Origin of the sequence: Runella sp. SP2 (assembly GCF_003711225.1) — a bacterium.
Lineage (GTDB): Bacteria > Bacteroidota > Bacteroidia > Cytophagales > Spirosomataceae > Runella.
The window spans coordinates 2,289,411-2,313,730 of sequence record NZ_CP031030.1; the positions used below are offsets into that span (position 1 = coordinate 2,289,411).

At 44.6% G+C, this 24,320-nt stretch carries 21 protein-coding genes; 5 read left to right on the forward strand and 16 right to left on the reverse strand.

The features are described 5' to 3' along the window. Window positions 1-97 precede the first annotated feature (97 nt). The gene (locus tag DTQ70_RS09680; RefSeq protein ID WP_122930622.1) at window positions 98-1,558 is read right to left on the reverse strand and encodes a SusD/RagB family nutrient-binding outer membrane lipoprotein; all 1,461 of its coding nucleotides are present in this window, start codon (window positions 1,556-1,558) and stop codon (window positions 98-100) included. A gap of 13 nt (window positions 1,559-1,571) precedes the next feature. Then, window positions 1,572-4,763: a SusC/RagA family TonB-linked outer membrane protein gene (locus DTQ70_RS09685; protein WP_122930623.1), complete on the reverse strand. Its 3,192-nt coding sequence runs from the start codon at window positions 4,761-4,763 to the stop codon at window positions 1,572-1,574. 866 nt (window positions 4,764-5,629) lie between these two features. Between DTQ70_RS09685 and DTQ70_RS09695 the strand changes: the two genes are divergently transcribed. Both DTQ70_RS09695 and DTQ70_RS09700 read left to right on the forward strand, forming a co-directional pair. Continuing rightward, window positions 5,630-6,814 carry a histidinol-phosphate transaminase gene (locus DTQ70_RS09695; RefSeq protein WP_164489952.1) on the forward strand — a complete coding sequence of 395 codons (1,185 nt, stop codon included), beginning with the start codon at window positions 5,630-5,632 and terminating at the stop codon, window positions 6,812-6,814. Window positions 6,815-6,820: 6 nt separating this feature from the next. Beyond that, window positions 6,821-7,726: a Hint domain-containing protein gene (locus DTQ70_RS09700; protein WP_122930626.1), complete on the forward strand. Its 906-nt coding sequence runs from the start codon at window positions 6,821-6,823 to the stop codon at window positions 7,724-7,726. 86 nt (window positions 7,727-7,812) lie between these two features. Here the strand turns inward: DTQ70_RS09700 and DTQ70_RS09705 are convergent, their stop codons facing one another. Next, window positions 7,813-8,664 carry a ChbG/HpnK family deacetylase gene (locus tag DTQ70_RS09705; protein ID WP_122930627.1) on the reverse strand — a complete coding sequence of 284 codons (852 nt, stop codon included), beginning with the start codon at window positions 8,662-8,664 and terminating at the stop codon, window positions 7,813-7,815. Between the two features lie 47 nt (window positions 8,665-8,711). Further along, window positions 8,712-9,704 carry a cyanophycinase gene (locus DTQ70_RS09710; protein WP_122930628.1) on the reverse strand — a complete coding sequence of 331 codons (993 nt, stop codon included), beginning with the start codon at window positions 9,702-9,704 and terminating at the stop codon, window positions 8,712-8,714. A gap of 113 nt (window positions 9,705-9,817) precedes the next feature. Between DTQ70_RS09710 and DTQ70_RS09715 the strand changes: the two genes are divergently transcribed. Beyond that, window positions 9,818-10,792 (forward strand): DNA/RNA non-specific endonuclease, encoded by a 975-nt coding sequence (locus tag DTQ70_RS09715; protein ID WP_122934335.1) that lies wholly within the window; start codon window positions 9,818-9,820, stop codon window positions 10,790-10,792. A gap of 5 nt (window positions 10,793-10,797) precedes the next feature. Here DTQ70_RS09715 and DTQ70_RS09720 read toward each other — a convergent pair whose 3' ends face one another. Beyond that, window positions 10,798-11,220, reverse strand: coding sequence for a secondary thiamine-phosphate synthase enzyme YjbQ (locus DTQ70_RS09720; RefSeq protein ID WP_122930629.1), 423 nt, complete (start codon window positions 11,218-11,220; stop codon window positions 10,798-10,800). A 483-nt stretch (window positions 11,221-11,703) separates the two neighbouring features. Between DTQ70_RS09720 and DTQ70_RS09725 the strand changes: the two genes are divergently transcribed. Further along, on the forward strand, window positions 11,704-11,904 hold the full coding sequence (locus DTQ70_RS09725) for a hypothetical protein (RefSeq protein WP_206019668.1): 201 nt from the start codon (window positions 11,704-11,706) through the stop codon (window positions 11,902-11,904). Beyond that, window positions 11,901-12,053 (forward strand): hypothetical protein, encoded by a 153-nt coding sequence (locus DTQ70_RS30660; protein WP_164489953.1) that lies wholly within the window; start codon window positions 11,901-11,903, stop codon window positions 12,051-12,053. Before DTQ70_RS09725 ends, DTQ70_RS30660 begins: the two co-directional genes overlap by 4 nt. A 6-nt stretch (window positions 12,054-12,059) precedes the next feature. On the opposite strand, the gene DTQ70_RS09730 is transcribed toward DTQ70_RS30660, so the two are convergent. From DTQ70_RS09730 to DTQ70_RS09780, 11 genes are all read right to left on the reverse strand, one after another. Beyond that, the gene (locus DTQ70_RS09730) at window positions 12,060-12,959 is read right to left on the reverse strand and encodes an AraC family transcriptional regulator (protein WP_122930630.1); all 900 of its coding nucleotides are present in this window, start codon (window positions 12,957-12,959) and stop codon (window positions 12,060-12,062) included. Between the two features lie 38 nt (window positions 12,960-12,997). Further along, window positions 12,998-14,011, reverse strand: a complete 1,014-nt coding sequence (locus DTQ70_RS09735) for an aldo/keto reductase (protein ID WP_122930631.1) — start codon at window positions 14,009-14,011, stop codon at window positions 12,998-13,000. Between the two features lie 116 nt (window positions 14,012-14,127). Then, entirely contained in the window at window positions 14,128-16,023 is a 1,896-nt protein-coding gene (locus tag DTQ70_RS09740; RefSeq protein ID WP_229600104.1) for a CocE/NonD family hydrolase, read from the reverse strand. A gap of 41 nt (window positions 16,024-16,064) precedes the next feature. Next, entirely contained in the window at window positions 16,065-17,951 is a 1,887-nt protein-coding gene (gene mnmE, locus DTQ70_RS09745; protein ID WP_122930633.1) for a tRNA uridine-5-carboxymethylaminomethyl(34) synthesis GTPase MnmE, read from the reverse strand. Next, entirely contained in the window at window positions 17,951-18,151 is a 201-nt protein-coding gene (locus DTQ70_RS09750) for a DUF4177 domain-containing protein (RefSeq protein ID WP_122930634.1), read from the reverse strand. The genes mnmE and DTQ70_RS09750 overlap by 1 nt, the downstream gene beginning before the upstream one ends. 40 nt (window positions 18,152-18,191) lie before the next feature. Beyond that, window positions 18,192-18,905: a DUF3575 domain-containing protein gene (locus DTQ70_RS09755; protein WP_122930635.1), complete on the reverse strand. Its 714-nt coding sequence runs from the start codon at window positions 18,903-18,905 to the stop codon at window positions 18,192-18,194. A gap of 10 nt (window positions 18,906-18,915) precedes the next feature. Beyond that, complete coding sequence (locus DTQ70_RS09760; RefSeq protein WP_122930636.1) at window positions 18,916-19,677, reverse strand: LVIVD repeat-containing protein; 762 nt, start codon at window positions 19,675-19,677, stop codon at window positions 18,916-18,918. Between the two features lie 9 nt (window positions 19,678-19,686). Next, window positions 19,687-20,232, reverse strand: a complete 546-nt coding sequence (locus DTQ70_RS09765) for a hypothetical protein (RefSeq protein WP_122930637.1) — start codon at window positions 20,230-20,232, stop codon at window positions 19,687-19,689. Between the two features lie 14 nt (window positions 20,233-20,246). Further along, the gene (locus DTQ70_RS09770) at window positions 20,247-21,428 is read right to left on the reverse strand and encodes a metallophosphoesterase (protein WP_122930638.1); all 1,182 of its coding nucleotides are present in this window, start codon (window positions 21,426-21,428) and stop codon (window positions 20,247-20,249) included. Between the two features lie 55 nt (window positions 21,429-21,483). After that, window positions 21,484-22,062: a DUF2490 domain-containing protein gene (locus DTQ70_RS09775; protein WP_164489954.1), complete on the reverse strand. Its 579-nt coding sequence runs from the start codon at window positions 22,060-22,062 to the stop codon at window positions 21,484-21,486. Window positions 22,063-22,278: 216 nt separating this feature from the next. Beyond that, window positions 22,279-24,300 (reverse strand): OmpA family protein, encoded by a 2,022-nt coding sequence (locus DTQ70_RS09780; protein WP_122930640.1) that lies wholly within the window; start codon window positions 24,298-24,300, stop codon window positions 22,279-22,281. Between the last annotated feature and the right edge of the window lie 20 nt (window positions 24,301-24,320).

Consider the following 24,320-nt stretch of genomic DNA (forward strand, 5'->3'; position numbering starts at 1 on the left):
TACTTTGTTATGGTGACTCTAAGTTAACTATTTTATTCACAACAACATAGCAAAATTGAAATTATGTATTTCTGTGAACAAAAATTTAACAATTGGATTACTTTTCAGACCACCAAAGCTTGGTTTTCATGTTATCGGCACCGCCATTGAGGGCAATACCTTTTTCCAAACTAGCTTTGTTGAGCGAATATTCGGTACTTGGATACGGCAAACGCGTTGGCAAAACACCATCGTTTTCAAAAACGGCGCGTGGATCTTTGGCAGGTAACACAGGGAAGCCTGTTCTGCGGTATTCGGTCCAAGCCTCTACCCCTACTCCGTACAATGCTATCCATTTCTGGTCAAGTACTTTTTCGCGCGTTACGGCACCTACTTTGGTAAAATAATCGGCAGGTACTTTCAAACCGTATTGTTCAAAAGAAGCCGTAATTCCGTTTTCAAAGTACGTTTTGGCGTCGCCCGTAATATCTCCATCAATAGCAGCTTCGGCCAAAATTAGGTTCAATTCTGAAAGCGTCATAATCACACTTGGCGTCTCAGGACGAGTGAAGTAGCTACCAATCGTTGAGCTCGACGACAAATAAGTCGTAGCAATCGCATCGGGCAGGCCGTTGGGGTGTCCAACATATTTTCCAGCTACTGGATTTGCATAAATCGTGATGCGGGTATCGCCCAAAGCGTTGAGCTTATCGGCCAAAGTGCTACTGATATTCCAGTCAGTACGGCTACCGCGCACCATCACTTCGTGCCATTCGTTGTTGCTTGGAAGTGTTGCCGTATTTTTAATCAAGGCATTGTCGTCGTTGCTTGTAAAAATGGGGTACTTTGTAGCATCGCCCAAAATTTCCCGCATAATCGCCCGTGACTCAGCCGGCTTTTTCGCAGCCTGGCGATTGGCCAAACGCAAACGCAATGAATTGGCAAACTTCTTCCATTTCAAGATGTTACCTCCGTAAATAATATCCCCTTGAACGCCTGGGCCACCAACTACGAGTTTTTCATTGGCAATTTTAAGGTCGTTCAACAACCCTTCATACACTTTGTCTTGTGAATCATACGCTGGTGTATAATTAGGGGATTCGGCCGTACCCTTTAAGGCTTCCGAATACGGGATGGCACCCCAAAGATCAGTTGTCACCGAAAACAACCACGAACGCATTACCAAAGCCACTCCTTCATAATTGGTGTTTGGCGCTTTGCCCGTTGGCGAGCTATCCACAATGATTCGTTGGAAATTCAACAAGCCATCGTTGAAGAAAGACGCCCAGTTGTTGTTGTAAAATGCGGGTGAAAGTCCGTAATTGTCACCTTCGTTTGAGTAAATATTTCGGGTAAAATACTGCATCCAAAGCATCATTCCGTCGATGTTCAAACGCTCAAAACGCGTGCTTCCTCCCCAAAATCTATCCACCGATTTTTCCATGGCGTAGGGCAGCAAATACTGCGGACCAATGGCCGTTGGGTTGTTGGGGTCGATGTTCATTTTGTCAAACTCTTTGGTACAAGAAGAACCCAAAAGAGCAGCCAACGTCAGCGAAAGTAATGTATATTTTTTCATAGAGATAAGTCGTTTAGAATCCGAGAGATACGTTAAAACCAACACTACGAGAGTTAGGTAACTCGCCGTACGCAAACCCTTGACGGTTTCCACCGAAGCGGTCCACTTCTGGGTCGATGTGTGGTGTATTCTTGAACAAAATCGCAAGGTTACGTCCAACGATAGACACCTTGGCCGAGCGGATGAAAGAGCGTTTCAAGATGGCCTCAGGAACTGAATAACCGAAAGACATCTCGCGAAGTTTGACGTAACTTCCGTCATAAATAACGGCTTCATGATAACGACGTGGATTGTTGTACCCGTATAATTGATTGGCTGCCACAATGATGTCGTTTGGCGCATATACCGACGAGCCATCTGCATTGGTGCTTACCACTTTTACGCCTTTACCGATGATACCTTCTTCACGTCCAATCGCCGTTTCTTCGTACTGACCTGTCCAACGCGCCGTTCCCGTACCTTCGTCGAAGAAATCACCTCCTACGCGTACGTCAATCAAAGCAGCCAATGAGAAGCTCTTGTAAGTGAAGGTATTAGAGAAACCACCCGTCCAGTCAGGCTGGATATTTCCGAGCAAACGTGGCGTGGTTGAAACCACTGGCAAACCGTCTTTGTAGATAATTTGTCCATCGGGCGCTTTTTCAAAACCAATACCGTACAAAGCACCATAAGGTTGACCAACGCGCGCTTCCGAAGTCAAACCACGCTGGGTGTGTAGGGTATAAGTAGTTAAACCTTCAGCGAGTGCCACTACTTTGTTGCGGTTGCGGGCAAAGTTGAAGCTCACATCCCAAGTAAACCCGTTTACAGCTTTCAAAGGCGTACCCGAAATTACTACTTCAAGTCCTTTGTTGACAATCTCACCCGCATTTAAGATTCGACTATTGTAACCAGATGCTTTAGAGATTTCTACACCAAGAATTTGGTTTTTAGACGATTGATTATAATACGTCACGTCTAAACCTAACTTACCACGAAGGAAACGCAAGTCTAAACCTAACTCAATTCCCGTCGTGATTTCGGGTTTAAGGCTTGAATTGGCGATGGTTGTATTTTCAAAATATTCAGGTGTGTTACCATTCCAAGCACTGGCAGAGCGGAAGGTTTGAGCCAATTGATACGGCGAAGCATCGTTTCCAACTTGTGCCCAGCTAGCGCGCACTTTACCAAAAGTCAGAATAGAGCTTTGAAGATCCAATAAGTCGGTTACAACTGCACTTGCCGAAACTGATGGATAGAAGTATGAACGTGCATTAGAAGGCAAAGTACTTGACCAGTCGTTACGCGCCGTAAAATCCAAGAACAAGGCATTTTTCCAACCTACTTGTGCCGTTCCAAACACACTTTGCATCTCTGTCTTTTCGATGCGGCTCGACACAGTGTTCAAACTGGTGACGGAGTTTGACAAGTTATAAAGTCCATCTACCACCAACTCCCCAACTTGGGTGAAGTTACGTTTGAAATAATTGGTACGTTTGATGGCTCCCGCTTGAGCACTTACCGAAATGTTGTTGGTTACGTTTCTGTTGAAAGATAAAATGATGTCGCTGTTGGTTTCTTGGGCGCGTTGAACATCTTCTGAATATTGCCCAGGTGTACGGTTTCCGTTACGAACGCGGTCAAAGTTAATGACGTTGATACGCGTATCCGACCAGTAGTCCGTTCCCGAACGAGCTAAGACACTAAACGAAGGCGAAATTTTGTAGTTCAAGGCAATGTTTCCTACCAAGCGGTCTTTTTCATTGGATGAAGGCAAACGGTCTTGCACAAAGAATGGGTTGGTAAAGAAGGTATGTTGCCAGTTAGGTGGATCATTGTCTGGGAGACGACCCGCCACTTTACGTTGAATATGAATTGCATTGTATTCGTCGTAGTTTTTCAACATTGACCAATCGGTATGGCGGTGCGCCCAAATAAACTGCTGACCTTCTTGAAAAGAACGGTTGTCTGAGCCGCTTTTTACGTATTCAGCTGATACTGTTGCGCTTAACTTTGAAGTGAAGTTATAATTGGTATTCAATTTAAAGTTGTTCCGCCAAAAATCGTTGTTGTACATAATACCTTTTTGATCCATCCGACCCATCGACAAGCGGAAACTTCCTTTGTCATTTCCAGCCGAAAGGGCTACGTTATTGGTCGTGGTAGCACCTGTTTCCCAGTATCCTTCCCAGTTGTTGGGCTGAGGTGTGAGTGGTGCCACTGCAGTACCTGTGTACCAATGACGTACCAAACGACCATCCAAAGGAGCACCCCAGCTTTCGTCCGTCCCTTCTGTTCCAGTCAAAGGTGCGTTAGGGCCGTAGGCAGCGCGGTACTGTTGGATTTCGGTGGGATCAGTAATGGTACCCGACCAACCATCGTTATACCAAGTACGGTATCCGTTTCCTCCACCGTACATGTTTTGAAACTTTGGTTTGACCAATGGACGTTCAAAAGTCGTATTGTGGTTAAACTCAAGGCCAATTCCTTTAGTACCTGCGCCATTTTTTGTTGTTACCAAAATAACACCGTTGGCCGCGCGCGAACCATACAAGGCTGCCGCGTTAGGCCCTTTTAGGATACTAATATCTTTGATGTTGTCTGGGCTAATCTCCGACAAACCACCGCCAAATTGCTTTTCACCGCTGGTCATGCGGGTTGAGGTTGATTGGTCAATGGGTACACCGTCAATAACTACGAGTGGTTGGTTGTTTCCTGAAACCGACGAACTACCACGAATCTGTACCGTAGAGCCACTACCAGGGCCGCCATTGCTTGAGACACGCACCCCTGCGACACGCCCCGAAAGGCTATTGACAACGTTGTTAGAACGAGACTCAGCAAGCTGTGTACCTTTGACTTCTTGCACCGTGTAACCAAGGGCTTTTTTCTCTTTTTCGATACCAAAAGCCGTTACTACTACTTCCTGAAGGGCTTTGATGTCTGGGACAAGTTCGATATTAATAGTAGAACGTCCCCCGACAGGAATTTCCTGAATTGAATAACCAATAAAACTATAGACCAAAACCGCGTTATCGTCAGGAACGCTAATTTTGTAATTTCCTTCTGCATCCGTCACAACCCCAGCTCTCGTACTTTTTACGATTACGTTCACGCCAGGCAAAGCACCTTCGTCTTTTGAAGTAACCGTCCCTTTGACAAACCTTTGGGCATATCCAACCCACGCGATTGTCATTAATGCTGATAAAAGTAGATATTTTTTCATCTGGTAACAGTTTTGTTTTAGGTATTCGTGTGATTCCTTTCACGCATTGCACCGACTGAACAGTTGCTAATCTATACTGGCCGCATTAGCATAAACTAACCATCCGAACAGTCGGGCAAGCGTGGCCAAGCAAGAGGATTTTTCCTCCTTTATCTTTCGATTGAAAACAGCAAATGGAAAAGCCAAGCTTTTCGTTTGGGTTTCAATCTGAATGCCATTTTGGAATTTCAAGTAACTGCGATACTCAGCGAGCAAACGTCCATAACCTCGTTTGCTTTCCTTGCAAGAAATACGGTGGTCTGCACAGAGACCTTTCAATTTTTATTGTTGAAGCAACCCCTACAAGTGCGGCTCTGGAGTTTCTCAACTAGAAGAAAATTGTACTATTCCTTAGTTTGTTGACTCGAAAGTATATCATCATCTCCAAATTGCCAAATATATTTTAAAATATTTTGCAAAATATTCCTTATTTATCATTTTAATGCAATTATTTATTGATTTTACATTATTTTATTCTATATTATCAATCATTAACAAACTATTTACAACAGTAAAATTGCAAAATAAGCTTGTTTCTATTTAAAGCTATTTTGATTACATTTTTGATTTTTTACCATATTTTAGTTTAATTTTTGATGTATATACGCCAAAATATTGATTTTTATCGATTTTTTAATTTAATTTTTTTAAAATATGTATTGACATTAAATTATATTTTTCTAATTTTGCATCATCAAAGACGCAGTCACTTATTCACACCATTAGTATATATAGATAAGAATAAGTACTTCCGTTTTATCGCCGCCAAGCGAGAGTCCAGTTTTTCTTTTGGGAAACAAAACGAAAACCTTTTTACCGCTATCACTATGTCTTTTATTGTAAATCGTCGGGATTGGTTAAAGTCTGGGCTATTGGCCTCTACAGGACTTGCTTTGGGTTCAGCAACTACAGCTCAAGCGTCAACGACTTATTCATCACTTGGGATTTTTGATGTCTATGCTGAGCGCGAACGAGAAATTGTTCAAGAAGCCCTGTTGGCAGCGGCGCCGCAAGTGAAAGCGCGCTTGTCATCCAATGAAAACCCTTGGGGTCCCGCGCCAACGGCAATCAAAGCCATTGCCGACAACGCACCAAAAGCCTTTTTGTACGCTGGCCCCGTAACTGCCGAGCTCAAAAAGACCATTGCAGACATGCACGGCGTAACAACCGACCAAGTGATGCTGGGGGCAGGTTCTTCGGAATTGTTGATGGCAAGCCTTTTATTGGCCGCCACCAAAGGAAAAGTGATGATGGCTGAAACTTGCTACATCTCTGGACGCGATGCCCGCGAAGATGGCGCGACAATGAAAACGGAAAAAGTGCCTTTGACCAAGGATTATCAATATGATTTGGAAGCGATGGCAACGCGCGTAAATAGCGAAACTAGCATGATTTACGTGTGCAACCCCAACAACCCAACGGGTGTGATGTTGCCTTCGGCTAAATTAAAGTCTTTTTGCGATTCGGTTTCTCCCAAAGCAACGGTTTTGGTGGACGAAGCCTACATCGACTACGCACCCAATCCTGCCACGGATAGCATGGTAGAATGTGTTCGTAAAGGACAAAATGTACTCATCTTGCGTACGCTTTCTAAGCTCCACGGTTTTGCGGGCTTGCGAATTGGCTACGCTTTGGGGCAACCTGCTTTGTTGAAAGATTTACGCAAATTCTGCTCGGGCGGCTTTACCGTTTCTACCACTTCGGCAGCGGCGGCAACTGCGTCTTTTAAAGACAAAGCATTTCAGGACATGGTTTTAAAAAACACCATTGAATCTAAGAAATTCCTCTGCGACAGCCTTACTTCAATGGGATACAGTTATTTACCTTCATCAGCAAACTTCGTTTTATTTCCCATCAAAATGAAAGGGCCGATGCTCCTTCAAAAAATGATGGCTGAGGGCGTCAGTGTTAAAAGTTGGTTTTTTGACCAACAACACTGGTGCCGCGTAAGCATCGGAACCATGGACGAAATGAAAGCCTTTAAAGATGCTTTTGCAAAATCGGTCAGCTAAAAAGTCATGAGATTTATTCCCTTTGTTTTAGTCGCTGTCAGTTGGGCAACGTTTGCTCAGGAAAGGCAGCAAGGAATGACTTTGGCTGAATTTGATAAAGCAAAAACCGTAGAGATTCGTAGTGGCTCCCCAAAAAAACATTTTCGGAGCCACGGCCTCTCCTATCGTCAGCACGAAACCCCGCAGTCGTTTCAGTTTAACGATGGCGTGGAACACAAGGTGTCGTTTTATGACATTTCGGAACGTACTGGCCAAAGCGCACTTGGACAACTGGTCGTGTATTCGTCGCAAAACCGCCTCGTAACGCTCGTTTTACCCAACGAAACTTCGTCTAAAACGGTCAAGGATAATTTCTTAGCTGACTTAAAAGCCCAAAGCCTCACCAACGACGGACTAGGTATCTGTTTTGCTTTAGCATTAGGCCAAGCTACACCTCGCACAAACAGCGCTTTGGCTCATCCTCAGGAATTTTGTTTTCCTGCCGAGACTTTTGTCAACCTCGTGGATGGTACCGAAAGGAAAATTTCGGGCATTAAAGTTGGTGATGAAATTACGGGCATAAGTGCCAATCGGGTTGAAAAAGTGGTTGTCAATGAAGGCGTTTTTTCGCTTACGCGCCTGCTTGTTCGTCCCAACGGGCAAGCGTGGGTAAGTACGCGCAATGAAAGTGGTTTGCTTTCTTTGGAAGTAACGCCCAACCATCCTGTACTGACGCTGCTGGGTGAAAAACGCGTAGAAAACTTGCAAAAAGGCGACTGGCTCTTTGTTCGAGACGCGGTTACAGGAAGGTACCTGACGGCTGAATTGACCAACATTGCTCCAGCTTTCCGAACCGTTGACAAAGTGTATCACTTACAAACTGAAGGCGGCACCTACGAAGCCGAAAATATTGTCGTACTGAACAAGCACTAGCATTCCGAACCCTTCTATATACAAGAACTGTCTTAAAAAGAAAGGGCGCTCTCCAGCGCCCCCTTTTTAGACAGTTTCTTTTTTTATTACTTCCCCGCCATTGCCTCTTTGATACTTATAAGTTTGATACCACGCTCGGCAACGACTTTTTTTACTTCAGCACTCGTAAAAGCGCGCGTCACCCCTTCGCGGTCGTAGGCGACGTTTTCGTAGCCCACGTGTCCTACGCCTTTCATGTCTCCCGAATCATAACCTGGGTGTTCGACCAAAAAGTGCGTTCCTGCGGGGAGGTTTTTGAGGATTTCAACCAAATCTTTTTCCTTTTGTTCGGGCGATTTATCGGCCCCGCCAAACCCACGAACGTACTGAACGTCTTTTGGCATTTGAATGGGTAAATTATATTCTTTCGACAAACGCTCTACCATCGTTTTTACCTCGGGGGTAGCGTTGGTGCAGCCCATGTGCGCCGATAAGTGACTTGCCCACGGCAAATGCTTTTTGACGAGTTCGATTTGCGCCCGAAATTCGCGTTCTACTTCAGCTACGTTGATGGTTTTTTGAAGCAAATAGGGGCTGTCTCTTAATTTTTTGTTTTCCCAAATGAACTGCGGAAAATACCCGTCGGCGTCCGTCAACGAAGGAGCTGACGTTAAGGGACGCCATTTTAAGTTTTCCCACTCGCTCGTCAAGCACAAATGCACGCCGACGTCGTAATTGGGCTGGGTTTTAAGCATTTTCACGGCTTCCATAAACCACGGGGCGGTGGCGAGGATTTCAACCGAACGACTGATTCCATTGGTATAGACTTTCATGCAGGCGTCGTTAGCCGTGTGACAAAATCCAATATCGTCCGAGCGAATAATCAGACGGATTTCGTTGGAGGTTTGGGCCAATAAGCCCTGAGTCAGGCATAATAATGCTAGGAGTATCTTTTTCATGGGTTTATTTTTTTCTCGCAGATGGGCGCAGATTAAATGCACGCTGATTATTCGGTTATTGTGCCTTCGTTAGCAAACCAGTACGTCCACGTTTGGCCTTTGGGGAGTTTCCAAGTGTTTAGGTCAAAGCGCCCGTCTCCGTTGAGGGTCGCGGGGATTTTATACACTTTTACGGCTTTTCCGCCACGGTTCCACGTCAGTTTTTGTCCTGATTCGCAGCGCTCTGGTTTTTTTTTGTTGGCCATAATAAAATAAGCTGCTTGACTCCCAAAGACACGGGCAATGCCTTTTTCATCAATGCACACCGAAGTTTTTTCATCAACCCCAATTCCTTTGGCCTTCATTCCCCAATCTTGTTTCATTCTAGCCAAAAAAGCCAAATGCCGCCCGTGCCGACTGCGGTTGCTATAGTGAGTATCGGTAATGGTGTTTTTTAGGATTGGTATATCAATAAAACCGCCGTTTAAAAGTGTCATTTTGGGATGAAAAGGATTCGTTAGGGCTTCTTCCGAGTTGATACCGTCGTTGAGCGCGGCAAAACCTACTTCCCCCAAAATAGCGCAACCCGCACTCGTTCCACCGATAGGTGCTTTTTTGACGTGAATCAAATAATTGATGGCTTCTTCAACGGGGGTATCTTGCCAAAACTTTACATAATTTCCTTGGTCACCACCCGCAATAAAAAGAAGTTCGGCTTGCTTAATTCGCTGTCCAACAGCGGGATTCAACGCCAATTCTCGGTTGTTAATCAGCAATGTTTCTACCGAATTGACTCCACCTAAGCCATAAATAAAATCATTGTAGCCCGTAGCGCCACTGGCACGAATAATGACGACATCGCCGCCTTTGGCATGTTCAATCATCCACTGCAAAGCTTCTTTGACATCGGTACTTCCGCCTCCTAACACAAAGCCCGTTTGGGTCGGGACGGTGACATCGGCCGTGTCGCCTACTATCCCAATGGAAGCAGGGGTAGCACCCTTTGTTTGGGCAAATAAGGTGGTTATTTTTAAAAATAGAAGTAAACAAATCAAGCGCATTGGGAGAGTAAGTTTAGATGAAGTGTACAAATAAAAGAGTTATTCCTTCGTTTTTTGTGTGCCGTGAAAAAAATAAGACCTTTGGGGTCGAATTTATTGTAAAATTTATTTGTATGAATCTTTTCCGTTCGTTGGCTGTCCTTGCGCTGGTAGCTGTTGTTGTATCAAGTTGTGCTCCAGGTTACACGCCTGTTACCAACCAAAGTCCGCATTTAGCCCTTGGAAATCCAAGTAATGCCCAAACCAATCCTTCGTCGTACGACAATTATTTATTGAACAAACCCCAATTTGCGCTTTCGTACAACCGTTCCAAAGGCCATGCCAACTGGGTAGCGTGGGAGTTGTCGCCAAAATGGTTGGGAACGATTGACCGCCAAAACGATTTCCGTCCTGACGAAGCTTTGCCGCAAGATTGGCCTAAAATAAAACCCAGCGACTATTCAAGTTCAGGATTTGACCGTGGGCATTTGTGCCCGTCGGCCGACCGTACCAATTCGACGAGTAGCAATTCGAGCACTTTTTTGATGACTAATATGATTCCACAAGCGCCCGACCTCAACCGAGAAGCGTGGGAGCACTTGGAACAATTTAGTCGGGAATTAGTCGAGAAAGGCTACAAACTGTACATAACAGCAGGTGCCTATGGCACAGGTGGCGAAGGAAGCAAAGGCACTGCTACGAAGCTCGACGATGTGGTCAATGTCCCTGCGCGGGTGTATAAAATCATCGTAGTATTGCCAGGAAATGCGTCGGTAAATGAAATCAATAGCTCCACGCCCGTAATTGCCGTCGATTTCCCGAACAAAAACAGTACGGTCAAGAACACAAGCTGGATTCGCTATATCACAACCGTGAGCGAATTGGAGAGAAAAACGGGCATGGATTTTTTCAGCAGTCTCCCCTCTTCTACCCAATCGGCACTCCAAAACGCACGATTTGACTACCGCAGCACGTCCATTAATGTTGACACCAGATGCAGCGTTTATAACGGCAACTCTCTCTATATTGGCAAAAGTGGGGGCTGTTATTACCTCACGGCCAGTGGCAAAAAAACGTACGTTGACCGCGACTTATGCGACTGTAAATAAGCGCTTTACTCTCCCCAAGCGGTTATCATTACTGTGCGAGCACCTCCATCGTTGCGGTGTTCGCACAAATAAATTCCCTGCCAAGTTCCTAGCGCTAAACGCCCATTTCTTACGGGAATCAGCACCGAAGCACCTAACATTGAAGCTTTTAAATGCGCAGGCATGTCGTCAGAACCTTCGTAATCGTGGCGATAATCGGGGTCGTTTTCTGGGACGGCCTTGTTAAAAAACGTTTCAAAATCTTGACGAACCGTAGGGTCTGCGTTTTCATTGATGGTCAACGATGCTGACGTGTGTTGGATAAATACTTGGCACATTCCTACGGAGATTTCGCGCAGTTGCGGAAAAGCCTGCAAAACTTCGGCAGTTATGAGATGAAAGCCTCGTTTACGGGGTTTTAATTGGAGTTGTTGTTGAAAGAGTTTCATTGAAGAATAAATGGCTAAATTATCAAACTGTAAAGATTGCTAAATTATATCCATCCTAAAATCCCACGCCTTCAGGCTAGGGCTATATAATTGTTCAACACTTGCATTTCCCAACCTAAAGGCATGGGGTTTGTTGAAGAAAGTATAAAATGGCTATATTCGTGTATTAGTTTAAAACTTGTAGAGCCAAAAAATTTTTAGTAAATTCATTTCGTGAACAAGAGACAACATATTGAGCTTGACTTCTTGATAGATAAGTTAACCAACTCTATTTAAAATATAGTAACTGTACGCGAACTTATCAAAAAATGTGCCTATAGGCACTACCTATTTGTAGTTATAGAGACCTATTTTCTTATTTTAGTGTGCCGTAGGTACACAACATCGCTTACAAGTAGTGTACCTACGGCACACCAAATCGGACAAACCCTCATTGTTCTACAAATGTTAAGCCTCTATGAGGCACAAAACCAAGTACTTATCTTGAAAACTATTGCTTTTGCTTGCCGTCTATCTTTTCAAAGAGGACACGAAGGCAATATTTCGTTTTTATCAAAATCACAACTCATTGAACATTACGAAAAAACTCTTGGCGCCATCCATTTTGGGGGACGTATTATGATTATTGAAACGACGGCAGCCCTCAAACTAATTAATAAATATTTCAAAAACACAAACTTATGAAAAAACAAATCATAGAACCCGATTTTATCGGTGGTCAGGGCGGATTAACTAAAGAAGAAGAAAATGCCCTATCAAAATACTTTGCAGATAAAAAAGTAAAAAACAAAAAAAGGATTAATGCACAGGCAGTACCCACTAAGATGTTTTAACTCCCTCTACGCCCGAAACGCCGTAGGGGTCATTCCTGCGTGTTTTTTGAAGAAATGATTAAAATGAGCAGGCTCTTCAAACCCCAATGAGTAACTGATTTCGGACACATTCCGATGCGTGTGGCGCAACATCGCTTTGGCCTCCCCCATCAATCGTTCGGCAATGTGCTCGGTGGTCGTTTTTCCCGTACTTAGTTTTATCGCTCGATTGAGGTGATTGACGTGGACATTCAACTTTTCGGCGAAGTCTTTGGCAGAGCGCAATTGGAATTTTTGAGTAGTAGGCTCAACGGGAAACTGACGTTCGAGCAGTTCCATAAAAACATTCGTAATGCGCGCATTGGCATCAATGTTCCGATACAGTTTTTCGGAGGGCTGGATTTTCAGCGCATTATGAATAATTTCCATAATGTAGTTCCGAATGAGGTCGTTTTTAAAACGATAATCGGACTGAATTTCTTCGAGCATTTTTTCATAAATCGCCCCAAAACTGCGAAACTGAGCTTCGTCCAGCATGTAAGCAGGCTTTCCTCCAGGGGCATACATGGGCAATTCTCGCAAACTATTTCGGAGGTGGTCGCTAAAATATTCTCCTCTAAAAATGCAAAAAAAACCCGTACGCTCGTTTCCCAAATGCTCCATGGTGTAGGGAACTTCGGGGTTAAAAAACAACAATGTCGCTCCGTTTACTTCCAAGCTTTTATCGGCATAGTGATACACAAAATGCCCTTTTATCAGCGAAATTTTGTAAAATTCTCGACGCGCATACTTCAGCGGCGCTTTTTGAGTAGGCGCGTGGTCTTCTACCCGAAATACGTTGAAATGCCCAGGGTCGTTGGGATGGACTTCAGGAAGCGTCGCATATTTTTGCCGATAAAATTCTTCTAGGGTTTCGACGGTTGACATTGCTGTTTTCTTTAATTACTCAAATACAATACAATGGTTTATCGACGATCAGCACCTTGGCGTTCAATCATCCAAGCGGGGTATTCAGCAGGTAATTTGCTGATTAAATCCAAACGTGCCAATTCTTCGGCGGTTAGACTCACCTCGGTCGATTTGATGTTGTCGGCCAACTGTTCTGGTTTTTTAGCGCCAATAATAACCGTAGAAACCGAAGGTTGATGCAGCAACCAAGCAAGCGCAATTTGAGCTACGGTTACTCCTTTTTCGGTAGCTATTTCGCGCATCACTTCAATGATGTCATAGGCTTTTTCTTTGTTGATAGGCGGAAAGTCAAAATTGGCGCGGCGAGCATCTTCGGGTGTTTCGTGGCGACCATATTTCCCGCTTAATAAACCGCCCGCCAACGGACTCCAAACCATCAAGCCTACTTTTTGGTCTTGAAGCAACGGTACAATTTCGCGTTCCAAATCACGACCTGCAATCGTATAATAAGCTTGTAAAGAAACGAATTTTGACCAATGGTTACGCTCCGAAATCCCCAAGGCTTTCATGATGTGCCAAGCCGCCAAATTGCTGCAACCGATGTAGCGAACTTTCCCGCTCTGAACCAGTATATCCAGCGCAGACAAGGTTTCTTCCAAAGGCGTAACGGGGTCAAACCCATGGATTTGGTACAAGTCGATGTAGTCTATTTGGAGGCGTTTGAGGCTTTCGTCAGCTTGTTGCAAAATGTGCTTGCGAGTCAAACCCGTTTGGTTAGGCCCCGCGCCCATGCGCCCTCGTACTTTCGTAGCAATCACCAATTCATCGCGATTTAAGCCCAATTCACGAATGGCCTTGCCAGTCATTTCTTCGCTAAGGCCCTCGCTGTAAACGTTGGCCGTATCAATAAAATTAATCCCCGCCTCTACCGAGGCTTTCACCAAGGCATTTACTTCGTCTTGTGGCAACGTACCAATGGCAGTCCACATTCCTTTGCCTCCAAAGGTCATGGTACCTAAACACAATTCCGATACTTTCAGTCCTGTGTTTCCTAACAAGTTGTACTTCATAGCTCGTTTGTTTTTAACTTTTGATTGAAAATTAACAATGCAAAAGTAGAAGTTGGTTACAAACGGATGCTTGTTTGAATCAAACGGATGCTTGTAAAATTCAAACAATTATCTTTTTATTCCACAACCCGAACTCCGACGTACGAGGAGGCATTTCCCGAACAAAATACTTTATGTACTGCTTTTTGAAAATCGCTCGCTTCTGCTTTGTAAATATTCAAGAACTTCTGGGGGTTACGGTCAACCAACGGAAACCAGCTACTTTGCACCTGAACCATGATTTTATGGCCTTTTTTGAAACGGTGCGCCGCATCTTGCATATCGAACTTTACGTGTTCAATTTTGCCAGGCTTCATCGGTTCTGGAGTGGTAAAGCTATTTCTAAACTTAGCGCGCATTACTTCGCCACGCACTAACAATTGAAAACCGCCCATCGCTTTACGGGGATTCTCGGGGCTGTCGTTTGGCGCATCGCCAGGATAGACGTCGATTAATTTTACAATAAAATCGGCATCAGTTCCCGTTGTTGATACAAAAAGGTCAGCAAAAACATTACCCGAAATCGTAACGTCCTCCGTTAACACGTCTGACTCAAACACCAATACATCGGGGCGTTGCGAGGCAAAACGCTGATCTTCGTACATAAAGTCACTACCTCTAATCACCCGAATCTCCGATGTATAAGGCACAGGCCGCGCTGGGTCGCTGGTGTATTCGTTGTACGCGGGTTCTTTTCCTTTTTGAACACTTTCGGGGGTTGGGTTAAACGAAAGTTTACCGTCGGGGTGGAAGTACAATTTCTTTTCTACCGAATTTTTGGGCGGCCACTGGTCGTAGGTACGCCATTGGTTAGCACCCGTTTCAAAAATGTATGCCTCGGGTAATTTAGGATCGGGCGCATCTTTCAAATGGTGATTGAAAAAAGGCAATTCAATGTTTTTTTGGTAAAACTCACTCGTCGCTGAGCCAAAACGAATGTGCCCCAACGACTCGCCTTTTCCGCGCGCCCAACCTCCGTGAATCCACGGCCCCATCACCAAACGGTTCGACGAGGATGGGCTATTTTTTTCAATACCTTCGTAGGCTTTCAACGGCCCGTACAAATCCTCTTGGTCAAACCAGCCCCCAACAACCATTACGGCAGGTTTTACATTTTTGAAATGTGGAACAGGCGTGCGCGACTGCCAAAACTCGTTGTAGGTTTCGTTTTCCATCAACTGATTCCAAATGCGGTTTTCGCCTTTAAAAATCCGCTCGTTAACATTTTTCAATGGCCCCAATTTCATGTAAAAGTCATAGCCATCGGGCGTACCATAGGCCGAAAAAGCAGGGCGAGCTTTGGGTGCAGGGACGGGACGTGGCGCACCAAAACCTGAAATAAAAGCAAATGTTCCCATCAAAAAGAAAGCGCCGTTGTGATGGCGGTCGTCACCCATAAACCAGTCGGTCACAGGGGCTTGCGGGGAGGCTGCTTTAAGCGCAGGATGGGACTCAATGGTCGTCATGGTTGAATAATAACCAGGCGACGAGATTCCCCAAGTCCCCACTTTGCCGTTGTTACCTTCAATATTTTTCACCAACCATTCAATCGCATCGTAGGCATCGGAGCTTTCGTCGTTGTCGGTTGCGTTTTTCTTATTCGGAATAAAAGGTCGGTAGGCTTCAAAACTGCCTTCCGACATGTATTTCCCACGGACATCTTGGTAAACAAAAATATACCCATCGCGCGCAAATAGCATCGACGGCCCTAAGGAAGTTTTGTAGAGTGTATCTCCGTAGGGTGCGACACTATAAGGAGTCCGATTAAGCATAATCGGGTACTTTTTCCCGCTTGCAATGTCTTTGGGAACATAAATCGACGTAAAAAGTTTAACACCGTCGCGCATCGGAACCATGCGTTCCATTTTGGTATAATGCTGGCGTATATAGACAGAATCTTCATTGATTTTAGGGGTTTGCGCCATCGATAGCTGCACCAAACCAACCAGTAAGAGGGTAAACAAAAACTTCATTTGGGTCATGGATTATAGTGAAGTGTAAAATAGAAAAATTGTTACTTTCCAATGCAAAACTTACTGAAAATATTGGCTAATAAATCATCCGTAGCGATTTGACCCGTGATTTCTCCCAAGTGGTGCAATGCCAAACGAATATCTTGTGCCAAAAAGTCTCCCGTAATTCCTATCGCAAGGCCATTCAGAACGTCCGATAGGGCTTGTTGCGTTTTTACCAAGTGTTCATAATGGCGTAAATTGGTCACCACGGTATCGTCAGCGGCTTTGGCAGCCACTGCCACTGCGACCAATGCTTTTTTAAGGTCTTCGATGCCCGTACCTGTTTTGGCGGAAATGTGGATTTCAACCTCACCCCCTGCCCCTCTCCTTTCTGGAGAGGGGAGTAATGTTAAGCCCTCTCCAGAAAGGACGGGGCCGTCCAACGGAGGGTTGGGTGAGGTTAACCTTATAATCTCTTCTAAAACCGTATCGATTTTATCCAGAACTTGCTCATTCGTAAAACGGAGGGTGGTTATTCCGTAAATTTTATTTAGCTCATCCGTTCTTAACGTATCATACGCCTTTTGTTCAGGATTTTCGTGAATCCCGCCATCCAGTTCAATAGCTAACCGATGTTCTGCACAATAAAAATCCAACACAAAACCCTCTTGAACAGGATGCTGACGCCTAAACTTTAGATTATTTAACTTTCTGTTTCTCAGGATTTCCCACAAAAATTGTTCAGCCTCCGTTTCTCTTTGACGCAAATTTCGTGCATTCTCCAAGACTTCGGGCGGGATTTTATAGTTCATGGGTTTAAATCCTTCTTCGACGAGAAGTTGAGATTTTGTTTTAACCTCACCCCCTGCCCCTCTCCTTTCTGGAGAAGGGAGTAATGTTAAGCCCTCTCCAGAAAGGAGAGAGTTGGGTGAGGTTAAATCCGCTTTATTCCTTACCCACAACACTTTTTTTCCCTCCTCTAGCCCTTCCGCCAACTGCTCCACTTCGGCGTAGGTTTCTGGGCTATCAAACAACAGCACCACCACGTCGGCTTGGTTCATGGCTTTTTTAGAACGCTCAATCCCAATTGACTCCACCACGTCAACCGTCTCACGAATACCTGCCGTATCAATGATTCGGAATTTGATACCATCTAGGTAAAGGAGATCTTCGATAACGTCGCGGGTGGTTCCTGCAATCGACGTCACAATGGCTTTTTCTTCGTTCAAAAGCGCGTTCAGCAACGTCGATTTCCCCACATTCGGCGCCCCAATGATGGCCACGGGAATCCCTTCTTTAAGAGCATTTCCATAATCGAAGGAATCAATGAGGGGTGCGATGGTCGTTTGAAGGTTATTTATCAACGCCCGTAAATCGTCCCGATTGGCAAATTCAACATCTTCTTCGCCAAAATCCAGCTCCAATTCTACCATGCTGGCAAAATGAATCAGGTCTTCGCGCAGAAATGCCAATTTTTTTGAAAATCCACCCCGAAGTTGGTTCAAGGCCGTGCGGTGACTCGCTGCCGAATCGGCAGCAATCAAATCGGCTACAGCCTCAGCCTGCACCAAATCAAACTGCCCATTGAGAAACGCGCGTTGCGTAAACTCCCCTGGACGCGCCAACCGTGCGCCATTTTGAACGAGGAGCTTCAAAATTTGGCGAATGATATAATCTGAGCCGTGGCAAGAGATTTCGACCGTATCTTCTTTGGTAAACGAAGTTGGCGTTTTAAAAACGGCGATTAAAACTTCATCAATGATTTCGTTGCCCGAACGAATGGTTCCAAAATGAACCGTATGGGAATCAACTTTTGTCAGGTCTTTGCCCTTAAAAAGTTTATTGACGACCGCAAATGTCCCTTCTCCTGACACCCGAATAACGCCAATGGCTCCTACCCCCGACGGAGTCGCCAAGGCACAAATAGGTTCTTGCTGAAAAACCATTAGAAAGTTTTTGCACGTTTAAAAATAAAGACAATTTTAGAAGTCATTCCTTCATAAGCATTCATATCCAAAGAATTTACCAACTCCCATCCTTCGCTTGCCATGCTATTGAGCTTATCTTCAATGTCTTGTGGGTCAAGTTTTGTTCCCCAAAAACCTCCAGGTTTTACCTCAATTACTTTGTATTCGTAGGTTTGCATTTTTATCCTATTTTGTCTGTTAGCAGTATCTCTTTTTTTGCTAACGCAAAGGTAATGCTTTCGGGTTTCGTTGTCCTAGAAGAATTCCTAAACTAAATCCGCCCGTAATTGAAGGCGTAGTTTCGTAACTGCCTGGGCGAAGGGTACGAAAATTAAATAAGTCTCGATTCCAAAACCAGTTGTTTATAGTTCCCTCCTCAGCATCGTTGGTAACCAAGAGTTTACGAAATCCGCCTCCAAGATACAAATCAATCACCAAACGCCTTGGCACAACTACCTGATAACCAGCTTTTACGTGACTAGCCGAAACCCGACGGCGGGTTTTCACGAGCCCTTCTTCAAAATAAGCACATCCCCCCGTTGCGGGGTTACAATCTCTGCCCAATGCCCGATTTTCTTTGATAAAAACCTCTTTTCGGTAATATTCAGCAGCCAAATACCAGCTTCCTCGCTGTGAATAAGGGTCAGAAAAATAATAACGGCCTTGGGTTCGGAATCGGAAATTATTTTTGCTGGCAAACTTTTTCCCATCTTCCCAAGGACTCAGGGCCGCATTACCCCAACCAGCTTCTTGATAGATACTCCAACGCGTTGCAATCGGTATTTCTGCCCCAAGTGTGAGCGTATTATCGGGGTCTATGAGGGTTGTGGGAACTGTTTTTAAAATTACTTTGGGACGAAGTGTGTCTTGAGCCCAAAGCGTTTTGCCCATTAAACTAAACAAAAAGAGCCAGTACAAGCTAAGTTTTTTCATGCTATTAGTGTTACGGTTCAATGGCTAATTTGCTCAACACCTCCAGCTTACCGCTCTCTTGCAAGCCGTATTGAACCAAGCCGCCGTCGCCCGTCACAATTAAACTTTTGCTCGTGGGTATCACATCGTACGCTTTAATGTCTCCTATGACGTGTTTCAATTTAGGCTGTTTGGGGTCAACTAGGTCAAAAATTTTCATTCCCCGATCACCTTCACATACAAACAGTTGTTCGCCAATAACGCCCAAACCGTAGGGCGATTCCATCGTTTGGGAATTGATTAACCTTGGGCTTTTCAAATCAGTGACGTCAACCACGTCCAACGTACTAGCGGTTGCCACTCTTCGGCAGCCCGAGCCACCACGGAGCGTAACATAAGCATAATTGCCCTGCACCACCACGGGGTCGCAACTTTGAACGTGAAAATAGCTCGACAACAACACAGGAGAGTCAGGCTGCTGGTTATCAAAAATGTACATCCCAGCATTTGCCCCGATGAAAAGGGCATTTTTGTACGGAAAAATCGTCTCCAAACCCACCGTCAAAGGGATAGTTTTTGCCGACACAGGATTGGTTGGGTTAGCGATATTATACACTTGTAGTTTGTCGGGTAAGACGCAATAAAGCACATCTCCCACAATGGCAAATCGGGCCATCGAACCGCCCGTACCCGTTTGACTGTTAGGGTTCACGTCAGCACTTTTGTCGGTTGCACAGCCAAGGGCTACTGCAAAACAGAGCGCACAAAGGGTAGCTAAGTTAAAATTTTTCATAACGATTGCTTAACGGAAACATTTAGGACGATTCATTTTCACTTTTTCCCAACCCACCACAACACCTTTAGAAGGTTCTACGCACTCAAAATAAGTCTCATTATAGGGCGGATACAAAGGAGACGGAAACGCATTTTTGATTCGTTTCTCTACTTTCACTTGGGCGGGGTCTGCGATGTTGAGCACCACAAAATCAGGACCACTATCCGCATACAAGAAGTTTCCTTTCACTGCCATGTCAACATTCCCCCAAATCTTGATGAACGACATCTTTTTGGGGTTTCGTGGGTCGGCGTTGTCTATCAAATGAATCCCTTTACCTTGTTCATTGATAAACAAATAATTACCTCGAACGTAGATTTTTCCAGGTTTTTTCAACGGCTGCGGCGCTTCGGTTGTTACTTGGTTCACCTCATTTTCAGAAGCATAAATCGGGCGGTAAGCTTCCCCGCTGAACGCAGGTGCTCCCGCAGGGGGTTCATTGACATCCACACCAGATTGGCACCCCAGTACCAGCCCTATGCCGATGAGTACAAGGAAATGTAATTTTTTCATACGTTTTCCAATTTTTATTTGATTGACAAAAACTCAAGTTTACCTTCTTTAACCCGAATAACCTCTTTGTAAACCAACGTATCGTTAATGTCACGGTACTCCATAGAAAGATGTTCTCGGTCGAAAGTTAGCCAGGCAAATCCGTTGAAACCGACGTCAATGCGCCGTAATGTAGTACGTTTTCGCTGATCATAAAAGGCAATCGCCTCTTTGTTATTTTTCGGTTCATCAATTTCCGAAGGCATCCCTCCGTTCCCAATACACCGACCATTAATAGTTAAGTTGGTGAGTTGTTTAGGATGATATACCACCATTCGGTGCTCGTGCCCCCATATCCATATAACAGGACGCACGGCATCGCCCAAAAGTTGGGAAAGCTGCTTGGCGGGCTCTGGAAACGACTTACGAAACGAAGAAAAAGGAGGATGATGACTCAGAAACACGATACCACGTTGGTCGGCGGGGTTTCCTAATTGCACTTGTTCGCGAAGCCACGAAAGTTGTTCTTTTCGAAAATGACAATCGGGGGGTGAAAGCACTTCTAAAAACGGGCGCCCCACCGACGTATAACCCGTATCTAGCCCAATAACGCGCCAGTGGTCATTTTCCAAACAAAAAAATCCCGCTTTCTGAATCCGTACCGAATCCCCTTCTCGAACCCCCATCGTGGGGAGTAAATACTTGAAAAAAGCGTCCCCGTTGGAATACATTTCGTGGTTTCCCGACAAGGCCAAACTGCCCCATTTCCCGCGTGGCCAAGATGCCTTGGGGCTCGTAAAATTGGCAGCTACTTCGCTGGGTGTACCGACAAAATAAATATCGCCCAAGTGAATCGAATAGTCAGGTGAGTGCGATGCCACTACTGCTCCCACAGCGTCGGATTCTGGGGTATCTGATGCCCAATCTGAAAGCAACGCAAGTTGGGTTAAGCCATTTTTTTCTTCCATTCGGAAAATGCCATTATCGTCACCCTGGGGATAGCTTTGGTAGGGATGACGCTTTCCAAAACGGCTTTTAAGATAATGGTAAGCAAAACCAAAGACATTGTGCCACAAAAACTCCGTTAGGGTACGGGTAGTATCGAAAGAATTGGAGGATAATTGGGTCTGCGACTGTTGCGTTCGGAAGTGGTTTTCGGCTTCGGTATGACCAACGGCAACATACTCTTTTAGTTCACGTTTGGGTGGTTGTGACATGTAGAAAAAATTACGAATCGATAAAATGCTGTAAAACCACTTAATTTATATTTTTTTAGTTTATCTCAATAAAATACCCAATCTGCAAAAAATCACGACCAGTTTCATCGTTTATTTTGTAATCAAGTTGGTGTAAATAGCCAACTTGTAGGACTGTAGATTTGGACGGCTTTAGATTGAGCGCAACCTGCACTCGGTTTCTTTCAAAATAGGGTTCTCTATCGGTAAAAAACAGTTCATTGCTCAAGCTAATTTGGAAAGGTTTGTAGCCATTTTTTTCTTTTCCAAACGGATAAGCCAGCCCCAATCTGTACCTGAATCGATTACGGTACCCATTGATGGTAAATCTTAGTTCAGCACGGTACCGCTGTTCTACTTTTAGCTTTCCCAATGATTGATTGACAACTATTTGGGGCCAAATTCGGAACTCATCATTGTTTTTTGGCAACACAAAGTTGCCCCCTTCTGCGTAGGTTTGATAACTACCCGCCCCCAATGTCAGCATTGCATTGGGATGAATTTTATAAGTAACCCCACCCTTGTATTCGTAGTAATGGAAGTTATTATAAAACAGCAAAGACCGTAGCTGGGCCTCTCCAAATACACTCCATTTATCGCTTACATTGTACTTCACGTTTATAATGTTCCAACTACCTAAGTCCTTTTTTTGGGCGTTAACTTTTGTAACATAAACAACTGGAACAAAAATTAAAGGCAATAGTTTTTTCATTTTATTCTTACCCACTCTCTGTTTATTTTAAACAAAAAAAGCGTCAGAGACGCTAAACTATATTCGTCCCAAAATAACGGAACAAGCAAACAACTATATTACTCTGTGTTTAGTAACACCTCAGACCTTCAGAATCGTAAACTCCACTCGGCGGTTTTTCTTACGAGTTTCTTCGATTTCGTTACTGGCGACGGGTTTGGTGGAGCCCCAACCTTTAATTTGGATGCGCGTCTCGGCAATTCCTTTTCCCATTAAGTATTTCTTGACCTCTTTCACTCGATTATCCGACAGCTCCATGTTAAGGTTAAAATCGCCCTGGTTGTCGGTATGACCTTCCACCAAAATTTCCATGTTGGTGTACTTATTCATCATTTCGGCGATGCGGTCCAAATCGGGCAGTGACTGGGGTACAAGCTCAAATTTACTTTGCTCAAACACCACCGTATTGAGCGTAATCTTCTTTCCTTCTTTGATAGGAACCAATAAAATATTCCGTTTGATGTCGCGGTAGCGTTTGTCTTTGGAAAGATCAACGATTTCGTCCAATGGAAAAAAACCATCTTTCACCGCGCTCAGTCGATACGATTCTTGCACTGGAAGCAAAATTTTATATTCCCCCGTTTCGGGGTCGTACTCAACTTTCGAAACGTTTGAATTGTCTTTCAGCAAGTTTGTCACTACTTCCGTTGTCACAGGTTTTTTGGTATCAGCATCCAACACACTCCCCGAAATCATGGCTACGGGTTCGGGACGAATGGCGGAATATACCTTGAAACGAAAAATATCTTCACCACCCATGGAATTTTGCATTGAACTCACGTAGGCATAGTCACCAGAAGCTGGTATGCTCAAAAAACCGTCCCATTGAGGTGTATTGATAGCGGGCCCTAAGTTCTCAGGTTGCGACCATTTCGTCCAGCTTTCGTCTAATCGGCGCGTGATAAAAATGTCGCCTCCGCCGTAGCCCGCGTGGCCGTAGGACGTAAAGTAGAGCGTTTTGTTATCAGTAGCAATAAAAGGCGCACTTTCTACGTCGGCAGTATTAATGACACTTCCCATGTTGAGGGGTTTGCTCCACGTGCCGTCGCTCTTTAAAAATGACACGTACAAATCGCGATCACCGTTGGTATCTTGCCGCTTGACCGACATGACCAATACATTTCCTTTGGGGGAAAGGGCAAACTCAGTGTTGTTGCGTTTATCAAGGTTGTAAATATCTTCAATTTTACACTCAACTGGCATACTCCATCCCGATTTTGAACGGGTTGACTTCGATAAACCAAAAGTCATTGTTCCATCTGGACGATAGACGTTCATCAAGTACAACGTCTTTCCGTCGGGAGAAATACTTACGATGGCATTGTTGTCGGCATTATTAATAGGATTTCCCATGTTCTGAGCTTCCCCCCACAGTTCGCCTTGACGGGTTGAAAACCAAACATCTTGATTTTCTGCACCGCCAATATTTTTCTCAAATTTCCCCCTTGTAAAAAATATCGTTTTCCCATCGGGCGAAATCACTGGTGCTACTTCTTGGGCCTTAGAATTGACCCCTACGCCTAAGTTCTCTTTAATGATTTCTTTGGGAGCATCTTTATACACATTGATTTTAAGATCAAAGGGCTTGGCAGAAGCGTTTAAGCCAATGGCATCAATTTGATTGTAACCCTTTACCCGAATCGGATTTAAGACTACTTTGACTGAACTAACCTCAAACGTAGTGTCGGGCATGTTAAGCGATAGTACACGGCCTACATCCGACAGAACGGGCATCCCATTGTCAAGCACTGACACCTCTTTTCCAGCAGCATCGTAGGCAAAAACTTTGGTAATACAACCCTGATTAAAATTTTCGACAATTACTATTTGGCGTGCTTTTTGTGGGCGCTCGAAACCAACTTTTATCCACTCTTCTACATTAGAATCGGCATTGTAGGGCGACCATGCACAGGCAGTTTCGCCAAAAGGAGGTATCGAATTGGGATAGCCCAAGGCTTGCACCGCCCTGTATTCTTTGCCCGTTGACTCTTTGATGTATTCAGAAGAAAAACCCTGTAACTTGCTGGCCCACTGCACCTCTTGTGCGCGGCAAAGACCCACAAAACCCAAAAAACAGTACAACCAACACGTTATCTTGGTCATTACAGCGATGAAGTAAGTTC